The sequence below is a fragment of the Paenibacillus sp. JNU01 genome (assembly GCF_059130585.1).
Window position 1 is genome coordinate 6,258,542 of sequence record NZ_CP169723.1, and the last position, 19,566, is coordinate 6,278,107.

Sequence of the window (19,566 nt, forward strand, 5' to 3'; positions counted from 1 at the left end):
CTTTCAATGATTGTAAAATCCCTTGCCCAACGGGCAAGGGATGCAGGTCACATGGAACGTTACCTTACTTGGTTAGTTCCTCCATCTGTTCAATCAATTCCTTGAACACACTCATGGCTTCACGAATTGGCTGTGGTGTAGACATATCCACGCCTGCTTTTTTCAGAATGTTAATGGAGTAGTCACCGCCCCCGCTCTTCAGGAAACCGAGATACCGGTCAACAGCCGGCTGGCCCTCTTCCAGGATTTGCTTGGAGAAGCTGGTCGCTGCGGAGAAGCCAGTAGCATATTTATATACGTAAAAGCTGTTATAGAAGTGGGGAATACGAGCCCATTCCATCTCAATATCTTTGTCAACAACCATGTCCTTACCATGATATTTAACGTTCAGATCATAATAGATCTCGGATAACAATTGTGGTGTTAATGCTTCACCTTGTTCCGCGCGTTCGTGAATGATTTTCTCAAATTCAGCAAACATGGTCTGACGGAATACCGTTGTACGAAATTGGTCTGCGTAATAAGTTAACAGATACAATTTTTCCTTTGGATCTGTTGATTTGTTAAGCAGATAATCCATCAATAACGCTTCGTTGGTTGTGGATGCAACCTCAGCTAGGAAGATGGTGTACTGGGCATCACGATACGGAAGTGCTGTATCCGAGTAATGTGAATGCAGAGCGTGACCCATTTCATGAGCAAGGGTGAACATGCTGTTCAGGTTATCTTTGTGATTCAACAAGACATACGGGTGAGTGCCGTACGCGCCCCAGGCATATGCGCCTGAGCGTTTATTTTCATTCTCGTATATATCGATCCAGCGGTTATCATATCCAGTCTGCAATGCATCTGCATAGTCCTTGCCGAGTGGTTTCAGACCGTCTTTAACGGTTTGTTTCGCTTCGTCATAGGTGATATCCATTTTGTATTCGTCTACGAGTGGAGCGAACAGGTCATACATGTGCAATTGATCCACGCCCAGCAACTTTTTGCGCAGATTCATATAACGATGCAATAACGGAAGGCTTTCGTGAATCGTGTCTACCAGATTCGTATACACATCCGTTGGGATGTTATCTCCATATAAGGACATTTCCATTACGGAAGGGTACTTCCGAACATTAGCATAGAACATATTTTTGGTTACATTTGCATTCAAGGCAGCCGCAATCGTGTTCTTCTGTTTGGCATAGGTTTCATATACCGCCTTGAAGGCACGTTCACGAACTTCACGATTAGGATTCTCAAGGAACTGAATGTAGCTGCCGTGTGTCAGCTCGACTTCTTTACCATGTTCATCCTTGATTCTTGGAAACTTGAGATCGGCGTTATTCAGCATACTGAAGATGGTCTGTGGTGCTTGCGAAAGGTTGCCTACCTGTGCAAGCAAAGCCTCTTCCGCTTGGCTAAGAACATGCGCTTTTTCCCGTTTCATCTCTTCAAGAGTAAACGTATAAGCAGAGAGTTTTTCGTTGGCGATAAACGCGTCCAACTGATCATCCGGAAGGGAGAGAATCTCTGGAGTGACAAAAGAGAGTGCTTCACCAACCCGTACGCCTAATTTCTGGGCTTTTTGGGACAGGTTTTGATATGTAGGATTAGCTGTGTCTTCATCTTGATGCATACGTGCGTATACAAAAAGGCGTTCTATTTTGAGGCTGATCTCATCTTCGAACTCGAAGCAAGATTTGAGTACATCAGGTTGACCCAGTTTACCTTGAAATTCGGAGGCCTTCTTGGTCAAAGACGATACTTCTTCATATTCCTGATCCCAAGCTTTCTGATCGGCAAATAAATCTTCCAGTTTCCAGCTATGCTCAGCCGGCACCTCGGAACGTTTCAATAATTGACTCATGGAAATCCTCCTTTGATAATCTGATGAATGGTTGGACGAAGCTGCCTTCGTCTCGCTTGCCTGTGCGGAGAGAGACGAAGGAATCAGACTAAGTACCAGTATAACAGATAGCGATTTCTGGTATTTCAACGGCCTTCCTCCTTACAATACGAATAATCTCGTATAGTATGACCTTAGGCACGCTGAAATATTTGAGTATCACGGTTCTTTGTGATTAGGTTCCCATGTTATACAGAAAATAAACGATCAAGAAAAAGGCGAAACAAATGAGCAGGGTAGCAATAAGCGCCATTCCACGTCTCAGTTGATCCGGGATAGAATTGCGTCCCAGAATAAGCACAATACCAAGGGAGAAGGCAAGGATAATAAAAATGACGACATTGCTTGAGTCAAGCTGCATGGGTTAGACCCCTTTGAAGGCAGCCATCAATTGACGCCATTCATCCTCACGGTTCTCAAAATCTGCTTTTGGGTAACGGCGTTCAGCCCAGTGCATTAAGGCAGGACGACTAAGGAAAGTATGGCATTCTTCGCCCCACTCTTCCGAAATTTCTCGCAGTACGAGATATTTGCCTTGAACTTCAACGGTCATCATATTCCACTTGTCTGTTTTGTATATTTCATGTTTTTTTATCATAGGTAGTCTCCAAACTAACGGTTTTGGTAAAAGGATACCGTACCCTACGATTCAAAGCAAATTTTTTCGACATTTATGGAAAGATAAATTGCAAAATGGAAGCCCATACAGTATAATGAGGGTATTCGCCATAGATGGCGATATTTTTAGGAGGTTTTTCATTTGAAAGGTACAGTTAAATGGTTTAACGCAGAAAAAGGCTATGGCTTTATTTCAGTTGAAGGCGGCGAGGACGTATTCGTACATTTCTCCGCAATCCAAGGAGACGGCTTCAAAACATTGGAAGAAGGTCAAGCGGTAGAATTCGAAATCACTGATGGAAACCGTGGTCCTCAAGCAGCTAACGTAAACAAACTGTAAGAATTTATCCGGTCAACGGACTTCTTATACATGATAAATTTGTAGCTGAATATTAAGAACCCAAGCACAGTCCCCCAAGGGAGGCTGTGCTTTTTTTGATTCTCAATTTACGATGTAAATCACGGTTGAAGATGGTGCAGGTGTCTTGTGTGTTCAAGACACACGATTGGTCATGCTGGACCATAACTTTAATCCGAAACCGATCAGTGCAGCCAGAGAGAACGCCATAGCGGTGAGATAGAAGGTTTGTCTGCCCGCGTGTTCCAGCAACAGTCCACCCAACGTTCCACTAAGCAGTCCCGAAGCACTGGACCAGACAATAGTGAACAAAGCCATACCCGTAGCCCTGTAACCGTCCGGAACCAGACGAATGATATAACGGACTGCCGTAACGTAGAAAATACCGAAGGTCACACTGTGCATCGTCTGAATGGCAACGACAGCTGCCGGTGTATCGGATATGGACATCAGAAGCAAACGAACCGTGTACATCAGCGCAGCAAAAGCAATGAGCGGCAGTTCCTTATAACGGTTTCCATACTTGCTGAGCAGCAGAAATATGGGAATCTCACTTACAGAAGAGATCAGCAAAGACCAACCGATCAGCCCTTCACTGGCACCCAGCTCTTTCAGCGTGATGGTAAGAAAAGCTTCGTTCATCCGATGTCCCATGGCAAGCAGAAATACACAGCCAAAAAAGGTGAGTACCTCTCTGCGTTTCAAAATAGCCCATAGCCCCGATAGATCCATTTTGCTACTACTTCTCGAAGGTTGATCCTTCAATTGAAAACTGATTAACAGTGTAGTGGCAGCAAGACCAACGCAAACCCATATCGTCCAGGCTGGGCCAAAAGATCCAAGGAAATACCCGATACTTAATGCAAAGAAGGCATATCCGATCGATCCGAAGACTCGAATGGAAGTGAAATTTCGACCGTACTTGCTGGCCGTTGTAATCGCCATCGTATCAGAGAGTGGATAGACCGGATAATAGAAAAAGTAAAACAGGGTGACAAGTACAAATACCTGACCGAAGGTTGTTGCATTGGCGAGCATGACTCCTGTAATCAATTGACCACCAAGCAGAATGATCATCACTTTGCGTACTGTTTGGTAACGGTCGCTGGCCATGCTCCAGAACATATTGGAGAACACGGAGATGAGAGGACCAATGCCGTAGAGATAACCAATCTCTGCCCGACTGAAGCCAAGATGACTGAAGTAAAGCTGGAAGTAGGAAACCACTAGAACGGTGGAACCGAAAATGGTGAACATGAGAGCCCGCAGCCAGTTCTGATCCGGGCGGGCGTTGTGACCTAATTTCATGATGAGGGACTCCAATCCTGATAACAGTTCAATAATTTTATTACCCTTTTAGGGAGGATGATTTACCAGTAGGTGGTGTGGACATTGTAGGTTCCTGCTGTGTACGCCGGATGACAAGCCAGACAATGGTAAGTTCGGCGAGCAGGCCAAGGGATTGCGCTACAGCGCCAATCATGCCGTTCCATGCAGGGAAAATACTAACAAGTATAAGCAGCACGATTACCGTGCAGATTGCATTCGCTGTTTGCGAACGAAACATCGTTTTTGTCTGACCGCGAAGCAGAATGATGCCATTGCTGAAATCCAGAAAAGGGAAGATCAGCGGAAATAACACGAACGCACGCAGTGTCCACAGACTTTGTTTCAACAGTTCGCCCTGAACGCTCATGACATTTTCGAGTACCCATGGTCCCAAGGGGGTATAGGCAATCGACACCATCATTGCAAACGGAATAAATCCGGTGACTAGTGCAAATTTTCGTACCAGTTTGGCGTCCACAAGGTAGAAATTGAGCACGATCTGATGGATGTATGTAAAGAAGCTTAGCATCAACTGCATCAGACTGCTTGCTATGGCAAAGGAAGAAATGGCCAGTGCAATCCCGGTCGTTTTGCCAAGTACGATGTTAATGACGGGTCCTATAAACAGGGCTACAAAGCTGGATAGCAGCAGCGGTTTATAAAAGCGAAATACGTCTCCCCTGCTCTCGACGGGATGATCCTCAAGTTTGGCTGGCATCTTGCGCTTAATGCTGTTTCCCTCCAAAAAGCTGACCAGCGCTTCAATCATCATGCCCGCAGCAAAAATGATAGCGCCTACACGTCCACTGTCAATGCTGTCTGTGTAGATGAAATACAGGGATAGGCCGTACATGCCGGCTAAACGGAATATCATGCCGATGGTTAACCACTTGGTTCGGTTATTCGTAATGATGATCCCCTGATAGATGTTGCGGATCACTGAGAAAATACTCACATACATGAGAATTTCATATACGTCGATGACTTTGTTCAGCAGATCAGGACTTACACCAAACAGGTATTTGAACACCCCGATACCAACGGGAGAGTATACGATAAGAAAACCGATGAGAAGCACGCAGGCAAGAAATATTTTGGTCACAAACGTGAGGGCCTGAAAGGATAGGCGATCGCGAACCAGTGCGGAACAGGTTTGCCGCAGCAGGGTGGAGGGGCGTTCCGTGAGGGTTAACAAGCTACCGGCGATGGCATAGCTGGCAATCACCGTCTCGGGATGAGCGGAACGTGCTAATGTACTGTTTATAATGACGTGAGAAATGGTGACGAGAGAGGCGGAAATGCCAAGTGGCACAAAAAAAGAAAATAACCGTCTCCACGAAAGTGATTCACTTGACGACATGTCAACGACTCCTTTGATGGATGAAATATGCCTAGTATATCACAAAGCTTTGAGCGCGGATGCGATTTTTTGCGCGGAATATGCGGCAGATCATTTGTACAATTAAGGGGATCATATTATAATAGGAATGGTTAAAAATCGCTCTAATACGTATTCAACCAAGTGGAGGCACATTTATTTTGAGCCAATCAAATCGAAAACGTCATCAATATCCGCGTGGACCGCTGGCATTGATGAGAGGGGTGTACAAATACACCATTCCGGAAACACGGAAGGCATTGAATGGATGGCGTGCTCAGGCTGAGGCAATTCCGAATGAGGAATTGCGTACGCAGGCACTTGCCAGTCTAAAGGATAAACAGTTTCACTGTGAAGGCGGAACCGTCTACGCGTTAGCTGATTTGCCCAACAGACACATTCTGATTCCGCTGATCGTTTCATATCAGACTATTAGTGATTATTTGGACAATCTGTGCGACCGCAGCACATCGATGGACCCGGATGACTTTCGTCTTCTCCATCAATCTATGCTTGATGCGGTAGATCCCGAAGCAATTCCCGTCAATTATTATGCCCTCCGTGAGGAGCAGGATGACGGTGGATATCTGCGGAATCTGGTGACCACATGTCAGGAACTGACCCGTCAGTTACCAGGCTATGCGTCCGCCAAGCCCCAAATTCAGGATCTGGCAGGCCTATACACGGACCTGCAGGTATATAAGCATATCAAGCCGGAACTGAGAGAAACGGCACTGCTCGAATGGTGGTCGAAGCATCGTCATCGTACACCTCAGTTTCGTTGGAACGAATTTGCTGCTGCGACTGGCTCTACACTGGGCGTTTTCATGCTGTTTCTGGCTGCGAGTGACGATCAGTTGACTGAAGAGCAAGCGGCCTCGATCCACACGGCCTATTTCCCACATGTATGCGCATTGCACATTATGCTCGATTATTTAATTGATCAGGATGAGGACCGCATCGGGGGAGATCTCAACTTCTGCAACTATTATGAGAATGTAGAGACCATGCTGGACAGAATTGCTTTTATTGTGGAGATGGCACGCAGCGATGTGCAGAAGATCCCGGGAAGCTCCTTTCACCGGATGATCATCGAAGGACTGATTGCCATTTACCTGTCTGATCCCAAAGTCAGCGAACAGCAGGAAGTTCGCGTCGTATCCAAACGTCTGATGAAGAATAGTCCGATGACGAGAATATTTTTCTTCATTTTCAGTCGCTGGATACGGAAAAATATGTAAGTCAGGTGTAATTGCGGAGCCTGAAGTGAAACTAGAGGAGGAAGAAACATCATGACAGCAGTAAAGAAAATCGCAGTGTTAACGAGCGGTGGTGATTCACAGGGGATGAACGCGGCCGTTCGTGCGGTTGTTCGCAGCGGACTGTTTCACGGTCTCGAAGTATATGGAGTTCAACGTGGATACCAAGGTCTCTTGAATAATGACATTTTCCCAATGGATTTGCGGAGTGTAGGGGATATCATCCAACGTGGGGGAACGGTTCTACAATCGGCACGTTGCAAGGAGTTCTACACAGCTGAAGGCCAGCAAAAAGGTGCGGACATTCTGCGTGCACGTGGCATTGACGGTCTGGTTGTTATCGGTGGAGACGGTTCCTACAACGGAGCAAACAAACTGAGCAAACTGGGCATTAACACAATGGGTCTGCCAGGAACAATTGATAATGATATTTCATTCACCGACTATACGATCGGATTTGATACAGCTGTAAGCATAGTAGTTGACGCAGTAAACAAATTGCGTGATACGATGTCTTCACACGAACGTTCTTCCATCGTTGAGGTTATGGGTCGTCACTGTGGGGATATTGCTCTGCATGCCGGACTTGCTTCGGGTGCTGAAACCATTCTTGTGCCGGAAGTTCCGTTTGACATGGACGAAGTGGCAGATCGGATGAAAGCTAACTTTGCACATGGTAAACGTCACAGTATTATCATCGTTGCAGAAGGCGTGGGCAAGGGTGAGGATGTGGCGAAAGAACTGATGGAACGTTGCCCGACATATGAGCCGCGTGTAACCGTTCTGGGTCATATTCAGCGTGGGGGTACGCCAACACCTTTCGACCGTAACCTGGCGAGCCGTCTGGGCGACTTCGCTGTTCGTAGTCTGATCGCAGGCGAGACAGACAAAGGTTGTGGCATTATCAAGGGTGAACTTACCCTGACGGATATTGATAAAGTCGTTAACACGAAAAAAGATTTTGATATGGAGACTTACGAGCTTGCACAACGTTTGTCCCAATAATTCGATTCAAAAACAAAGAGCACAATCCCGCATGAACGAGGATTGTGCTCTTTTTGTTGTTTTACGTTTTTACGGAAGTGAATATTAATGTTACGCCTTGCGCAGTGCAGCGTGTTTTTGTATCCGAAAGAGTCTCCAGAGAAGCGCTGTTGCTCCTACAGCAAGGCCGGCAATGAGTCCGATCCAGTATCCAAAGGCACCGAGAGAAGTATATGTAGCCGTTAGATAACCAACAGGCAAGCCAATAATCCAATAAGCTATGAACGTAATGATTAGTGCCGGATTCACATCTTTGTAGCCACGCAATGCTCCCTGGGTCGGTGTAGCAATGGCATCCGAGATCTGAAAGAAAATGGCGTAAATGAGGAAATGCTGCGTAAGTGCAATGACCTCTCGATCGTTTGAGTACACACCTGCAATCTGTTCACCGAACACAATCAACACGATGGCTGTCAGCAGGGAGAGTCCGATGGCTCCACCAATGCCAAGCAGACTGTACTGTTTGGCATCTTTCAGACGCCCTGCACCTGCCTCAAAACCTACAAGGATCGTAAGAGCCATACATATGCTCACAGGCAGCATGTAGAGCGTAGAAGCGAAGTTCAGAGCCGCCTGATGGGCAGCGATCGTTGTGGTATCAAATCGGCTCATCATTAAAGTCACCGCAGCGAAGATGGACGTTTCGAAAAAAGTCGCGAATCCAATCGGAACCCCGATCTTGAGTAACTCTTTCCACTTGGCCAGGGATACGCGGGTCCACTGACGGAAAATACCGTATTGGGCGAAAGGCTCCATCCGATGGACAAAAAAGAGACTAATGAGAAAGATGAGCCAGTACGTACAAGCTGTAGCAACTCCAGCACCAACGCCGCCCAGTTGGGGAAAGCCCCAGCGGCCGAATATCAGCAGGTAATTCAGCAAGATATTAACGGGCAGCGAGACCAGTGTAATGAACATTGTCGTTCGCGTCTGGCCAAGTGCATCCATGAAGCTGCGCAGCACGGTATATCCGAAGAGCGGGATAATGCCAAAAGCGAGTGCACACAGAAAATAAAAGGCTACTTGGGCAACGTGGGGTTCCAAAGGCATTCCGTTTAGTATAGGGCCAAGTAACAAGGCCCCGGCTCCGATAACGACTAGACTGACAGCAATGCCAAGATACAACGCCTGTATGACGTTATATCCGATCTGATCATTACGTTTGGAACCTAACAGATGAGATACAACGGGGGTTATGCCAATTAGAATGCCGCTTAGTCCAGTTTGAACTGGCATCCACAGACTTGTGCCAATCGCAACACCTGCAAGGTCGGCCGGGGAAAACTTGCCTGACATATTCGTATCGAAGAACGACATGGCAGAGAGGGCGATTTGAGTGGTGAAGATGGGCAAAAATATAATCAGGAATTGCTTCACTTTTTGTGAAAAACTTGTTGTGTTCATGTTCACTGGCAGTGCCTCGCTATTCTAAAGTGATGTCATCCAAGTGTCATATCTGGACAGCTATTCATTGTAGTGGATTTTGTCCGATTTGAATAGGGACAGAAGCAGAAGAGAGGCACAATCGAGAAAGGCAAGCATAAAAAACCTCGTTCCGCCTGAAGCGGAGCGAGGTTGGATGAATACAAAGATATGCAAAAGTGCGGATTACTCATATTGTACACCGGATGTATAACGATTGGACGCATTCCAGAGCAGATATTCATGCACATCCATGTCTTTCATCGCTCTAATCTGGTCTTCCACTTGTTTCTTGCCATACTTGATATAATGCCCACTTCCAAGCCAACTTGCCGTGAAGTCCTGAATCCACGGACGAATGACGGGTTTGAGCTCTTTGGTAGGGTCCAGTTTCTTGTGTGTGTCTTCCATGGAGCCCTTGATGGTGGTGTAAGGATCTTTGTCAGGGTCCTTCACTCCATACCATCCCGTTGAATAGTGACTAGGGTATACCATCGGAGAGATGACGTCCACATTTTCGGATATTTTCACAAAATCTTGTCCAATGCCTTCAGCTGCAGGTACAGAAGCGGCATAACCGAAAATATCCACTGAGACACGAACACCTAACGGTGCGAGCTCCTTGCGTGCATATTGCACGAATTCAGCCACAACATCGACCCGTGACTTGTCGGACTTGGTATATTTCAGTACATCGGCCCGAGTTTCGAAACCTTCCGGGAAACGAACGTAATCGAATTGAATTTCTTTGAATCCAAGTTTGGCCGCTTCCTTTGCAATCTCGATATTATAGTCCCACACTTCCTTGCTGTACGGATTCACGAAGCTGTCGCCTTTGCCATTGGCCCATACAGATCCATCCTTATTTCGGAAGGAAAGCTCTGGATTCTTCTTGGCAAGAATCGTATCTTTGAATACAACGACACGTGCGATCGGGTAGACATCGTGTTTTTGCAGCCGTTTCATCAAGGCATCGATATCCCGAATAAAGGGTTGGGATTTGCCCATTTTCTGTAGCGCTTTGTTTTCTGTGGGATAAGTTATGTATCCGAGATCGTCTTTGATATCAATGACCATGGCATTCAGTTCGGTACTGTCTGTCAGTTCTAGCAATTCTTTCATACGTGCGCCGCCAGCGCTGTAGGCTGTGACGTAAATACCTTTGACCACAGGTGCGTCAGGTTGAGGATCCATTTTGGCAGGTGGGTTATCAGCATCAATAACGACCTGATCTTTTTGAGATTGGATGATTGCGGTGTTAAAACTGTTGGTTAACGATTGGAACTGGGGGTTTCCCTGATCCGCTGCTGCGGGGGTACCACCAAAGCTTCCAAAGGCCATAGCCAATAAAGCCAAAAACATGTTCATTCATTTCCACTCCCTTATGTGCATTCCATATATGAATTATACATTAAAGCCTCCGGGCTTTTAACCATATTAAGCAAGTAATGAAACACATGGAAAAAATGAAAACCGCTTCCTGCAGAGGAAATCCCCTGCAAAAAGCGGCGTGATCAATCTGAAAAAAATTATTGAATGTAAATCTCATTTTGATGCTCACAAATACTGTACTGAATGATTTCCATTGCGTCTCCCTGTTCCAGGATGCCCAGCCCATCCCGGAGGACAATCAGTGAGTCGAGTTCATTCGGTTTCAAGAAAGGGAGCATTTCCGGGCACCATCTGTTGACAATTTCAAACAGTTTTACCGTTTCCATATCCACATTAATCACCCTTTCCTACTCGAATTCCAAAATGGTAAGTCATTCGGTGCATTCGGGAAAGCATATGGCCTGTGAAATTGAAGGGTTGAACCTGCTATACAACATATTTAGGAGCCGTACACCGTTATTATACCACAATGTTGTGAATTGTTAACCGTACAGGTGTCTTAACTTCTGCGAAATGAGCCCATAACACCAACCGTTTCCACTATGTTAACAAAAGCATTTGGATCGGTATCCTTGATAATTCGTTTAATTTCAACCAGCTCGTAGCGGGTGGTAACGGTCATGAGCATGTCCTTTTCAATATCCGTGTATGCTCCCTGAGTCTTAATTTTGGTAACTCCACGAGGCCGAACAAGTAATTTTTTCAACATGGCTTCGGTTTCGTTTGTGATAATATACAGGGTTACCTTGACGTGACTGATATGGATCAGATCAAGCACCTTGCCTGTGATGTAAATGGATACCATGGAGGCCAAGGCTGTATTCCAATTGTCACTCAGGTATCCTGCAAGCATAATAATCGAACCGTTCATGCCGGCCATCACTGTACCAATCGGAAAGTCTCGTTTACGTGTGAAAATGGACCCAACAATGTCGAGTCCTCCTGTGGAGCCGCCGACGCGGAAGGAAACGCCAGTGCCCATTCCAATGAGTACACCGCCAAATACAGAACTAAGCAAAGGGTCTGTAGCCACAGCAAAAACAGGCAGAAGCGCAATGAACCAAGAAGTGGCTGCTACCGAGAGAATACTTAATGTAATGAAACGACGTCCAAGAATAAACCAACCTGCAATGAGCAGGGGAATGTTAAGAACAAAATACATTATACTAAGATTCAACGTTGTAAAATAACCCAGAAGCATTGAAATACCGGATACCCCGCCGCTTAAAAGCTGATGGGGGACCAAGAACCAGTTAAAGCCGCAAGCAATAGCTGCGGCACCCAAAATGATCACTAAAGAGTGCCAAATTATTTTGGGCAATTTAATCACCTCATTTATATTTAAAACCAGATTGCTGGTAATCTTGAATTGTTTTGTGATATAATGATTTGTGGATATTCTTGAGTAGGAAACTTTTCCCAAATGGAACGATAAAATTTGAAATGTTTCAAACACATGTATGTAGTTTTAGTCTTATGTTGGGGACCCATTCATGGAATTATAATCGTTCGTGAAAATAATTTGCCCAGTTGGGATACCCTATAAATATTAACGCTACTTAAGAATACAGACAACAAAGTGGATTGTCCACCATGTCCACCATATAAAAGGAGTATGAATAATTTTGACAAATTTAAATTTCACAGATTTCAATCTTGAACCGCTGGTGCTGCAAGCCATCACTGAGCTCGGGTTTGAAGAAGCAACACCAATCCAATCCAAATCAATTCCTTTGGCGCTTGAAGGAAGAGACTTGATTGGTCAAGCACAAACGGGTACTGGTAAAACAGCTGCATTCGGTATTCCATTGATCAGCAAAATCACTAAAAGTGACGAAAAAATCCGCGCCCTCATTATGGCACCTACACGTGAACTTGCAATCCAAGTTGCTGAAGAGATCGAAAAACTCACTCGCTTCAAAGGTCTGCGCTCCCTGCCAATCTATGGCGGACAAGATATCGTTCGTCAGATTCGCGCACTGAAAAGAAAACCACAAATTATCATTGGTACACCTGGACGTCTCCTTGACCACATCAACCGCAAAACAATCAAACTTGATGATGTACAAACTGTTGTATTGGATGAAGCAGATGAAATGCTCGATATGGGTTTCATGGAGGATATTCAGTCTATCCTGAAACAAGTACCAGACGAGCGTCAAACGATGCTGTTCTCAGCAACAATGCCTCCTAACATTCAAAAATTGGCTCAACAATTCTTGAACAACCCTGAACACGTATCTGTAATTCCTAAACAAGTAAGTGCACCATTGATCGACCAAGCTTACATTGAAGTTCCTGAGCGTCAAAAATTCGAAGCACTTAGCCGTTTGCTGGATATGGAATCTCCTGAACTGGCGATCGTATTCGGACGTACCAAACGTCGTGTTGATGAATTGGCTGAAGCTCTGCAAAAACGTGGATATTCTGCTGATGGTCTCCATGGTGACCTTTCCCAGAATCAACGTGATACAGTAATGCGTAAGTTCCGTGACGGCAGTATTGATGTACTCGTTGCAACAGACGTAGCTGCACGTGGTCTCGATGTATCCGGCGTAACTCACGTTGTGAACTTTGACCTTCCGCAAGATCCGGAGAGCTATGTTCACCGTATCGGTCGTACAGGTCGTGCGGGTAAAGAGGGTGCTGCTTGGTCCTTCGTTACACCGCGTGAGATTGATCACTTGCACTTCATTGAGCGTGTAACACGTCACCGTATTCCACGTAAACCACTGCCAACAATGGCAGAAGCTGTTGAAGGAAAACAACGTTTGACAGCAGAACGCTTGCTGGAAATCGTACAATCGGGCGAATTGAACGAATACAAAGGTATCGCGATTCAAATGCTTGAGCAATATGATTCTGTTCAACTGTTGTCGGCTGCTCTGAAGCTCCTGACAGGTGACAAAAAAGATGCTCAAGTTGACCTGACTCCTGAAGATCCAATCCGTGCGAAGCGTCGCAAACCGGATGTTCGCTCTGGCGGACGTAAACCATCTGGCTATAGCGGTAACCGCAGCAGCGGCAGTGGTGGTGGCTACAACCGTGATCGCAACAGCGGTGGCGGCGGACGTGGTGGCTACAACCGTGATCGTAACAGCGGCAGCAGCACTGGTGGCGGAAGCAGAGAAGGTGGTTACAACCGTGACCGCAAACCTCGTCCAAGCTCCAACGAAGGACGTCGTCCAGCAAAAGATTCCTCTTTCGAGTAATATAAATGTGTGAACTTGAAATGGAGCAGGCAACTGCTCCATTTTTTTATTTTTAGATGGCTATTTTCTTTTTTGCTGATTAAGCAAAGCGCTGGTCAAAGGCGGAGCTGATCTCTTTTCGGGAAGTACTGGCTTTTCCTATCTATAATAAGGTATATTAATATTAGACTTCAGGTAATACGCAAGGCTGCGGAGGAGGAGAAATGTTTGGAATTTAAAGGAGCTATGGGTGGGATCTACCGGCTTACAGAGTGGATTACGAGACTGGCCGCAACCAATCTGTTGTGGGCTATTTGTTCGTCTCCGTTCTTGTTTTTCTTGATTATGAAACTGCTCGTTATGCAGCAGAACCTCGCCAACGAATCATTGCAAATGAACTGGGCTATAGCCATTGTGGCACCGCTTACACTATTCCCGGCGACGTCGGCGCTGTTTACGGTTGTTCGTAAATGGAATATGGGAGATACGGATGTGCCAATCTTCCGTACGTTCTTTGTAGGTTACAAAGAAAACTACAAGCAAAGTTTAATCGGGGGCATTTTTTACACATTGTTGTTCGCGATCATGTATCTGGATTATACGGTGTACATGACCCAGTTCCGCAACATGCAGCTCGTGGGAATCATCATGCTTGTGCTGCTTCTCTTGTTATTTGTATCACTCTTTAACTTTTTCTCAATGGTTGTACATTATCACATGTCCATTGGACTCATTATCAAAAATGCAGTACTGTTAACGCTGATCAGACCATTCCGTGTATTTTCCACATTGCTGGGAAGCGGACTACTGTTCTACATTGGTTTCCGTTATCCGGTATTGTTCGTCTTCTTCATTATCAGCATCATTGCCTGGTTCGCGTTCTTTAACTTCTACGCAACCTTCAACAAAATGCAGGAGCAGATGGAAAAGATGCAGTTGAAGAAGGAAGAAGAGGAAGCTGCTGCGCTGGCTGAACAATCAGCAGAGAATGGTGAAACATCTGAGCCATCAGACGACAAAAACATTACATTGCAAAAATAAAACATGATGAATCGCCATTTACTTTTTACACAGTTAGGGATATAATAATTGTACATCCTGCGATGTACGTTTCGGTTATTCGTTGTTTTGAACCAATGATGATGTCTTCGGGAGATCAACACAGAATGTTGCTGAAAAGCCCTGTCTATACGACATGGGGACTTCAAAAAGCATTTTTGCGGTCACCCACCTGCCAAGCAGGTTCATAAGACAATGTAGCCGGACGGCATAGGCGGGTTCCTAAATTTTCATGTACAGCACCCTGACTTTCCCTCTTCTGAAGGAATCTCAGGGTGTTTTTAAGTTGTGATGATTGTTTTTGATTGGTTTTGTGATAAATATGATGCTTACCCTTTTGTTACTACTTGAACAATGTTACACTTAGATACATAAATGGAACGGTTACAATCAAAGGAGGAAGGGTCTTGACCTTAAAGAGAACGCTCGTCGGTATCATCCGCAGCATGGAGGGGACCAGCGATCGAGCCAAGGATCCCAAATTAAAAACACGGTATTATAACTTATCTAAAGACAGAGCTTGGGAAGAGGTTTCTTCAACACTCAAAAAAATTCCGGGTTATAAAGTGCTGCACGAAGTGCCTTCTGTTGGAGAAGTTATACTGGAGAAGCGGACTACCTTTGGACGGACGATGGATATTACAGTTTCCATTATCTCGGTAAGTCCTGTTCGTAGTGCGGTGGATATGTATTCAGCTTCACGTGGTTCGCTTGGAGATTTGGGTTCGAATTATCGCACGATTATGAACTTATTCTCCGTACTGGACAAGAAGCTAAGCAAGTATAAAGCGAATGATTGAAATAGATGATAAATAACAAAAAGCGAGTGAAGGTTAACCTTCCTCGCTTTTGTTCTGAACGTGTGGTAACTTCTACAGCAAAGCTTTTACAGCAGCAATGGCTTGTTCGAAGTTAGGGGAGTCTGTCATTTCAGGCAAATACTCCACATATGTAATCCGGTCTTCGGCATCCAAAACAAAAATGGAGCGCATGTCGAGTTGGAATTCTTTGATCAGAACGCCGTAGTCTTCACCGAAAGAACGTGTTTTGTAGTCTGACAATGTAACTACGCGGTCGACACCAGCTGCCCCGCACCAACGGGCTTGAGCGAACGGGAGGTCAACGCTTACTGTCAAGACAACAACATTGTCTCCCAGTTCTCCAGCTTCAACGTTGAAACGACGAGTTTGCGCATCGCATACGCCAGTATCCAGCGAAGGAACAACGCTGATTAATTTGATTTTGCCTGCGTAGTCTTTCAGGGAAGCATCTTCAACCAGGTTTTTGCTCAGTGTAAAATCAGGTGCTTGATCGCCCACTTTCAGTTCGGGTCCGATCAATGTAATAGGGTTGCCTTTGAATGTGGCTGCGCCTGTACGTTCTTGTGTCATAATAATGTTCCTCCTTATAAATTGGTGATCCGTGCCAAAATCCATTATAATCTTTTATGAAAGGCATTGTCCAATTCGGACATGTACCATTACGATGGATCAGAGATTAAGTCCGATCTGAACAGGGTGGAGTGAAAGAAGAAATTTATGATATTTATTCGCTATGAGAACTGGAAAGGTTATCTGAAGTATTTCCCTTTGACGTCGATTTTTTTAATTGCCAATGTTGTGATGTTTATTGTGTTAACGGTGAACGGTGGCTCAACGAACAATATGGTGCTGCTGAAATTCGGAGCACTTACGAATCATGAATTGTTCGCACAGGAGTGGTGGCGTTACATTACATCGATCTTTCTGCATGCGGGCTTCAGTCATTTATTGTTTAACAGCTTTGCGTTAATTGTATTTGCACCACCAATGGAACGTTTGCTCGGGTCGGTAAGGTATGGTGTATTGTATCTGGGTGGTGGTGTATTGGGTAATATCCTTGCTGTTGCATGGTACAACTCGATTGGAAGTATCACCATCTCCGTAGGTGCTTCTGGAGCGATCTATGCCGTCTATGGTGCATTCCTGTATGTAGCGCTGTTCCAGCGAACGATGATGGACGAGGCTTCGCGCAAAACGATGTACACGCTGCTTTTGTTCGGGATCATATTCTCTTTCGCGATGTCGGGCATCAATTGGATGGCGCACCTCGGAGGATTGTTGGGTGGATTCTTTATTTACGGACTGTTGATCAGGTTGTGGAAACCTCGCAGCTTAAAGCGGTAGTCAGAACGTTCTCAAGATGGAATGCAGTCAAGGATAAGTAGGGTATAACAGATTGGAGCGATCAGGACGAGTGGAATTAAGACAGTTGCATTACTTTTTGAAAGTGGCACAGAAGGAACATGTAACACAGGCTGCTGAAGAGCTGCATGTGGCACAGTCGGCGGTGAGTCGTCAGATTCATCAGCTGGAAGAAGAACTGGGCGTGGACCTTTTTATGCAAAAGGGGCGAAACCTGCAGTTGACTGCAGTAGGACAGCTTTTTTGCAAACGAATTGAAGGTATATTAAAAGATTTGGACAAAGCAGTCGGGGAAGTTCATGAGTTTCTTGACCCGGAGCATGGGGAGATCCGCATTGGATTCCCGCATAGCCTGGGGATTCATCTCATTCCTTCCGTTGTAGCTGCTTTTCGTCAGCGCTACCCTAACGTGAAATTCAGATTCAAGCAGGGGATGTTCCCTACATTGATTCGTGACGTGTTATCGGGAGAGGTAGACTTGGCATTCATTTCTCCTTTTCCAGAGAAGCATGATCAAGTGGCTGGTGATATTGTACTCACGGAAGAATTACATGCCATCCTTCCTCCGAATCACCCGTTAGCTGGTGAAGAGACCATTGCGCTTGAACAACTCAAGGATGATAAATTTGTATTGTTTAGCAAAGGTTATTCTCTTCGTCCTATTGTGTGGCATGCCTGTCTGGAAGCTGGTTTTACACCCAAAATTGCTTTTGAAGGGGAAGAGACCGACACGATCCGCGGATTGGTCGCTGCGGGCATGGGGGTCAGCCTCCTGCCTGAGATGGCGCTATTCCAGACAAACCCGTTGCAACCGGCACATGTCGCCATCTCCCATCCAAAAGTAACACGGACCATTGGGTTAATTCACCGTGCAGATGACAAGTTGCCGCTGGTTGCCCAGTCCTTTCGTTCATTTTTGCTTCATTATTTTGGTTTACAACAGAACAATACCCCATCCGATTAACGGTGGGGTATTGTTTTTGTTGTATGAGCTATGCAATTAATCGCGGCTATTGAAGATTCCGATGTAACGAATCAACTCAAGCAGTGAGATCAACGCTGCAGCGACGTAAGTCAAGGCTGCGGCGTTCAGGACTTTTGCAACACCTTTTTCTTCTTCATTACGGATGTACCCTTCAGATACCATAATTTCTCTAGCACGGTTACTCGCATTGAACTCAACCGGTAACGTGATGAGTTGGAATGCTACAGTTACAGAGAAGAAGATGATACCGATCCCTACAAGGTTCATGGCATTGAAGAGGAATCCTGCAATCAGCAGGAATGGAGCTAATCCGGATGCGAAATTCACAATGGGAAAGATCCGGTGACGCAGTGCCAGCATTGGATAACTTTCTTTATGCTGAATGGCATGACCAACTTCATGGCAGGCTACCGAAACAGCTGAGATTGAGTTTTCATAATATACTGGTTCTGATAACCGTACAACCCGATTGATCGGATCGTAGTGATCTGAGAGCGTGCCGCGTACAGGTTCAATGGGAACATCATGCAGGCCGTTAGCATCCAGCATCTGGCGAGCAGCATCGTAACCCGTCATTCCGTTTTGGTTCGGGACCTCCGACCAACGTCTAAATGTACCTTTAACGCGAAATTGCGCCCATAAAGAGAGCAAAAAGGCGATAATGATCAATACGAACATACCGTTATTAAAACTCATATTCATTCCTCCGCTTTCTGAAATAAGCTACATCATGGTGTTCTCAAGCAAGATTTTAAGTGCCTCCATTGTACCGGCGCTTTTGGTGAGAAGTCCTGCCATCATTTTGCGTGCTTGTACAGGTTTCATCTCTCCAAGTAGCGGTTTGAGTTCATTAACCTCTCGCTCAAGTTGTTGTACGTGAAGTTCCAATGTTGTCAATTTGCTGGCAACTTGTTCTTCTGTACTAACCAGACGCCACTTCTCAAGAGATTGCTTAATCTCGTCGAGACTATACTTCTCTTGTTTCATCTGTACAATACGTTCAAGCCTCGTTAAAGTTTCATTACTATAGAGACGATAATTTTTTTGTGTACGTTCTTCGGGAGCGATCAACCCAAGCTTTGTGTAATAATCAATCGTCCGTTCACTCACACCAGCGGTCTTGGCGAGTTCGCCAATCCGAAAAAGTTTCATATCCCCAATGATATTCACCTCGCTTGCAAGTTCAAATGTAGGGAATTGTAGTTTCCAGTTGCGAATTTCTATACTACGCCCAATTTTTCTTACTAATAAGTATGATACATGATCTTTAACCGTACAGTCAAACGTTATGCTTTGGCGATCAGGATACCGCATTTCTATATCTATGTACTCATAGAATGTGATTATGTACTTAAGTGCAAGAAAAAGACGTATGACTTTATTCCCAGAAATAATTTTCAGTTTTGATGAAAATACTCTTGTCAACTTTCCTCTCTTCTGCTTATAATGACATT

At 45.2% G+C, this 19,566-nt stretch carries 20 protein-coding genes and 1 other RNA gene; 9 read left to right on the top strand and 12 right to left on the bottom strand.

What is annotated here, in order from left to right; all coding sequences use genetic code 11:
* Nucleotides 1-64 precede the first annotated feature (64 nt).
* The 3 genes from pepF to NLBNIHML_RS27550 all read right to left on the bottom strand — a co-directional run bounded on the left by pepF (nucleotide 65) and on the right by NLBNIHML_RS27550 (nucleotide 2,492).
* Entirely contained in the window at nucleotides 65-1,855 is a 1,791-nt protein-coding gene (gene pepF / locus NLBNIHML_RS27540) for an oligoendopeptidase F (RefSeq protein ID WP_494353254.1), read from the bottom strand.
* Between the two features lie 214 nt (nucleotides 1,856-2,069).
* Nucleotides 2,070-2,255, bottom strand: a complete 186-nt coding sequence (locus NLBNIHML_RS27545; RefSeq protein ID WP_421897176.1) for a hypothetical protein — start codon at nucleotides 2,253-2,255, stop codon at nucleotides 2,070-2,072.
* Between the two features lie 3 nt (nucleotides 2,256-2,258).
* Entirely contained in the window at nucleotides 2,259-2,492 is a 234-nt protein-coding gene (locus tag NLBNIHML_RS27550; protein WP_494353255.1) for a hypothetical protein, read from the bottom strand.
* 162 nt (nucleotides 2,493-2,654) lie between these two features.
* On the opposite strand from NLBNIHML_RS27550, the gene NLBNIHML_RS27555 reads away from it, so the two are divergent.
* The gene (locus NLBNIHML_RS27555; RefSeq protein ID WP_017689394.1) at nucleotides 2,655-2,852 is read left to right on the top strand and encodes a cold shock domain-containing protein; all 198 of its coding nucleotides are present in this window, start codon (nucleotides 2,655-2,657) and stop codon (nucleotides 2,850-2,852) included.
* 153 nt (nucleotides 2,853-3,005) lie between these two features.
* Here the strand turns inward: NLBNIHML_RS27555 and NLBNIHML_RS27560 are convergent, their stop codons facing one another.
* Together NLBNIHML_RS27560 and NLBNIHML_RS27565 are read right to left on the bottom strand one after the other, a co-directional pair.
* Nucleotides 3,006-4,178: an MFS transporter gene (locus NLBNIHML_RS27560; protein ID WP_494353256.1), complete on the bottom strand. Its 1,173-nt coding sequence runs from the start codon at nucleotides 4,176-4,178 to the stop codon at nucleotides 3,006-3,008.
* Nucleotides 4,179-4,218: 40 nt separating this feature from the next.
* Complete coding sequence (locus NLBNIHML_RS27565) at nucleotides 4,219-5,559, bottom strand: polysaccharide biosynthesis protein (RefSeq protein ID WP_494353257.1); 1,341 nt, start codon at nucleotides 5,557-5,559, stop codon at nucleotides 4,219-4,221.
* A gap of 179 nt (nucleotides 5,560-5,738) precedes the next feature.
* Between NLBNIHML_RS27565 and NLBNIHML_RS27570 the strand changes: the two genes are divergently transcribed.
* Together NLBNIHML_RS27570 and pfkA are read left to right on the top strand one after the other, a co-directional pair.
* Entirely contained in the window at nucleotides 5,739-6,818 is a 1,080-nt protein-coding gene (locus NLBNIHML_RS27570; protein WP_339241170.1) for a tetraprenyl-beta-curcumene synthase family protein, read from the top strand.
* A gap of 51 nt (nucleotides 6,819-6,869) precedes the next feature.
* On the top strand, nucleotides 6,870-7,841 hold the full coding sequence (pfkA, locus tag NLBNIHML_RS27575) for a 6-phosphofructokinase (RefSeq protein WP_253433325.1): 972 nt from the start codon (nucleotides 6,870-6,872) through the stop codon (nucleotides 7,839-7,841).
* A gap of 90 nt (nucleotides 7,842-7,931) precedes the next feature.
* Here the strand turns inward: pfkA and NLBNIHML_RS27580 are convergent, their stop codons facing one another.
* The 4 genes from NLBNIHML_RS27580 to NLBNIHML_RS27595 all read right to left on the bottom strand — a co-directional run bounded on the left by NLBNIHML_RS27580 (nucleotide 7,932) and on the right by NLBNIHML_RS27595 (nucleotide 12,015).
* Complete coding sequence (locus NLBNIHML_RS27580) at nucleotides 7,932-9,284, bottom strand: MATE family efflux transporter (RefSeq protein ID WP_339243000.1); 1,353 nt, start codon at nucleotides 9,282-9,284, stop codon at nucleotides 7,932-7,934.
* Between the two features lie 204 nt (nucleotides 9,285-9,488).
* On the bottom strand, nucleotides 9,489-10,670 hold the full coding sequence (locus NLBNIHML_RS27585; RefSeq protein ID WP_339241173.1) for a putative glycoside hydrolase: 1,182 nt from the start codon (nucleotides 10,668-10,670) through the stop codon (nucleotides 9,489-9,491).
* Between the two features lie 161 nt (nucleotides 10,671-10,831).
* On the bottom strand, nucleotides 10,832-11,020 hold the full coding sequence (locus NLBNIHML_RS27590) for a hypothetical protein (RefSeq protein WP_029880762.1): 189 nt from the start codon (nucleotides 11,018-11,020) through the stop codon (nucleotides 10,832-10,834).
* A 173-nt stretch (nucleotides 11,021-11,193) separates the two neighbouring features.
* Nucleotides 11,194-12,015, bottom strand: coding sequence for a YitT family protein (locus NLBNIHML_RS27595; protein WP_091017520.1), 822 nt, complete (start codon nucleotides 12,013-12,015; stop codon nucleotides 11,194-11,196).
* 304 nt (nucleotides 12,016-12,319) lie between these two features.
* On the opposite strand from NLBNIHML_RS27595, the gene cshA reads away from it, so the two are divergent.
* From cshA to NLBNIHML_RS27615, 4 genes are all read left to right on the top strand, one after another.
* Nucleotides 12,320-13,906 (top strand): degradosome RNA helicase CshA, encoded by a 1,587-nt coding sequence (gene cshA / locus NLBNIHML_RS27600; RefSeq protein ID WP_339241176.1) that lies wholly within the window; start codon nucleotides 12,320-12,322, stop codon nucleotides 13,904-13,906.
* A 207-nt stretch (nucleotides 13,907-14,113) separates the two neighbouring features.
* The gene (locus NLBNIHML_RS27605) at nucleotides 14,114-14,926 is read left to right on the top strand and encodes a YesL family protein (RefSeq protein WP_017689383.1); all 813 of its coding nucleotides are present in this window, start codon (nucleotides 14,114-14,116) and stop codon (nucleotides 14,924-14,926) included.
* A gap of 51 nt (nucleotides 14,927-14,977) precedes the next feature.
* Nucleotides 14,978-15,169, top strand: a non-coding RNA gene (gene ssrS / locus NLBNIHML_RS27610) — 6S RNA.
* Between the two features lie 182 nt (nucleotides 15,170-15,351).
* Nucleotides 15,352-15,744 carry a DUF1499 domain-containing protein gene (locus tag NLBNIHML_RS27615; RefSeq protein ID WP_017689382.1) on the top strand — a complete coding sequence of 131 codons (393 nt, stop codon included), beginning with the start codon at nucleotides 15,352-15,354 and terminating at the stop codon, nucleotides 15,742-15,744.
* A 72-nt stretch (nucleotides 15,745-15,816) separates the two neighbouring features.
* Here the strand turns inward: NLBNIHML_RS27615 and tpx are convergent, their stop codons facing one another.
* The gene (gene tpx / locus NLBNIHML_RS27620; RefSeq protein ID WP_339241177.1) at nucleotides 15,817-16,335 is read right to left on the bottom strand and encodes a thiol peroxidase; all 519 of its coding nucleotides are present in this window, start codon (nucleotides 16,333-16,335) and stop codon (nucleotides 15,817-15,819) included.
* A 147-nt stretch (nucleotides 16,336-16,482) separates the two neighbouring features.
* Here tpx and NLBNIHML_RS27625 point away from each other — a divergent pair, with 147 nt between their 5' ends.
* Both NLBNIHML_RS27625 and gltC read left to right on the top strand, forming a co-directional pair.
* Complete coding sequence (locus NLBNIHML_RS27625; protein ID WP_253433339.1) at nucleotides 16,483-17,109, top strand: rhomboid family intramembrane serine protease; 627 nt, start codon at nucleotides 16,483-16,485, stop codon at nucleotides 17,107-17,109.
* Nucleotides 17,110-17,179: 70 nt separating this feature from the next.
* Entirely contained in the window at nucleotides 17,180-18,091 is a 912-nt protein-coding gene (gene gltC / locus NLBNIHML_RS27630) for a glutamate biosynthesis transcriptional regulator GltC (protein ID WP_339241179.1), read from the top strand.
* Between the two features lie 36 nt (nucleotides 18,092-18,127).
* Here the strand turns inward: gltC and NLBNIHML_RS27635 are convergent, their stop codons facing one another.
* Together NLBNIHML_RS27635 and NLBNIHML_RS27640 are read right to left on the bottom strand one after the other, a co-directional pair.
* Nucleotides 18,128-18,808, bottom strand: coding sequence for a zinc metallopeptidase (locus tag NLBNIHML_RS27635; protein WP_338593613.1), 681 nt, complete (start codon nucleotides 18,806-18,808; stop codon nucleotides 18,128-18,130).
* A gap of 27 nt (nucleotides 18,809-18,835) precedes the next feature.
* The gene (locus tag NLBNIHML_RS27640; RefSeq protein ID WP_017689377.1) at nucleotides 18,836-19,264 is read right to left on the bottom strand and encodes a MerR family transcriptional regulator; all 429 of its coding nucleotides are present in this window, start codon (nucleotides 19,262-19,264) and stop codon (nucleotides 18,836-18,838) included.
* Nucleotides 19,265-19,566 lie beyond the last annotated feature (302 nt).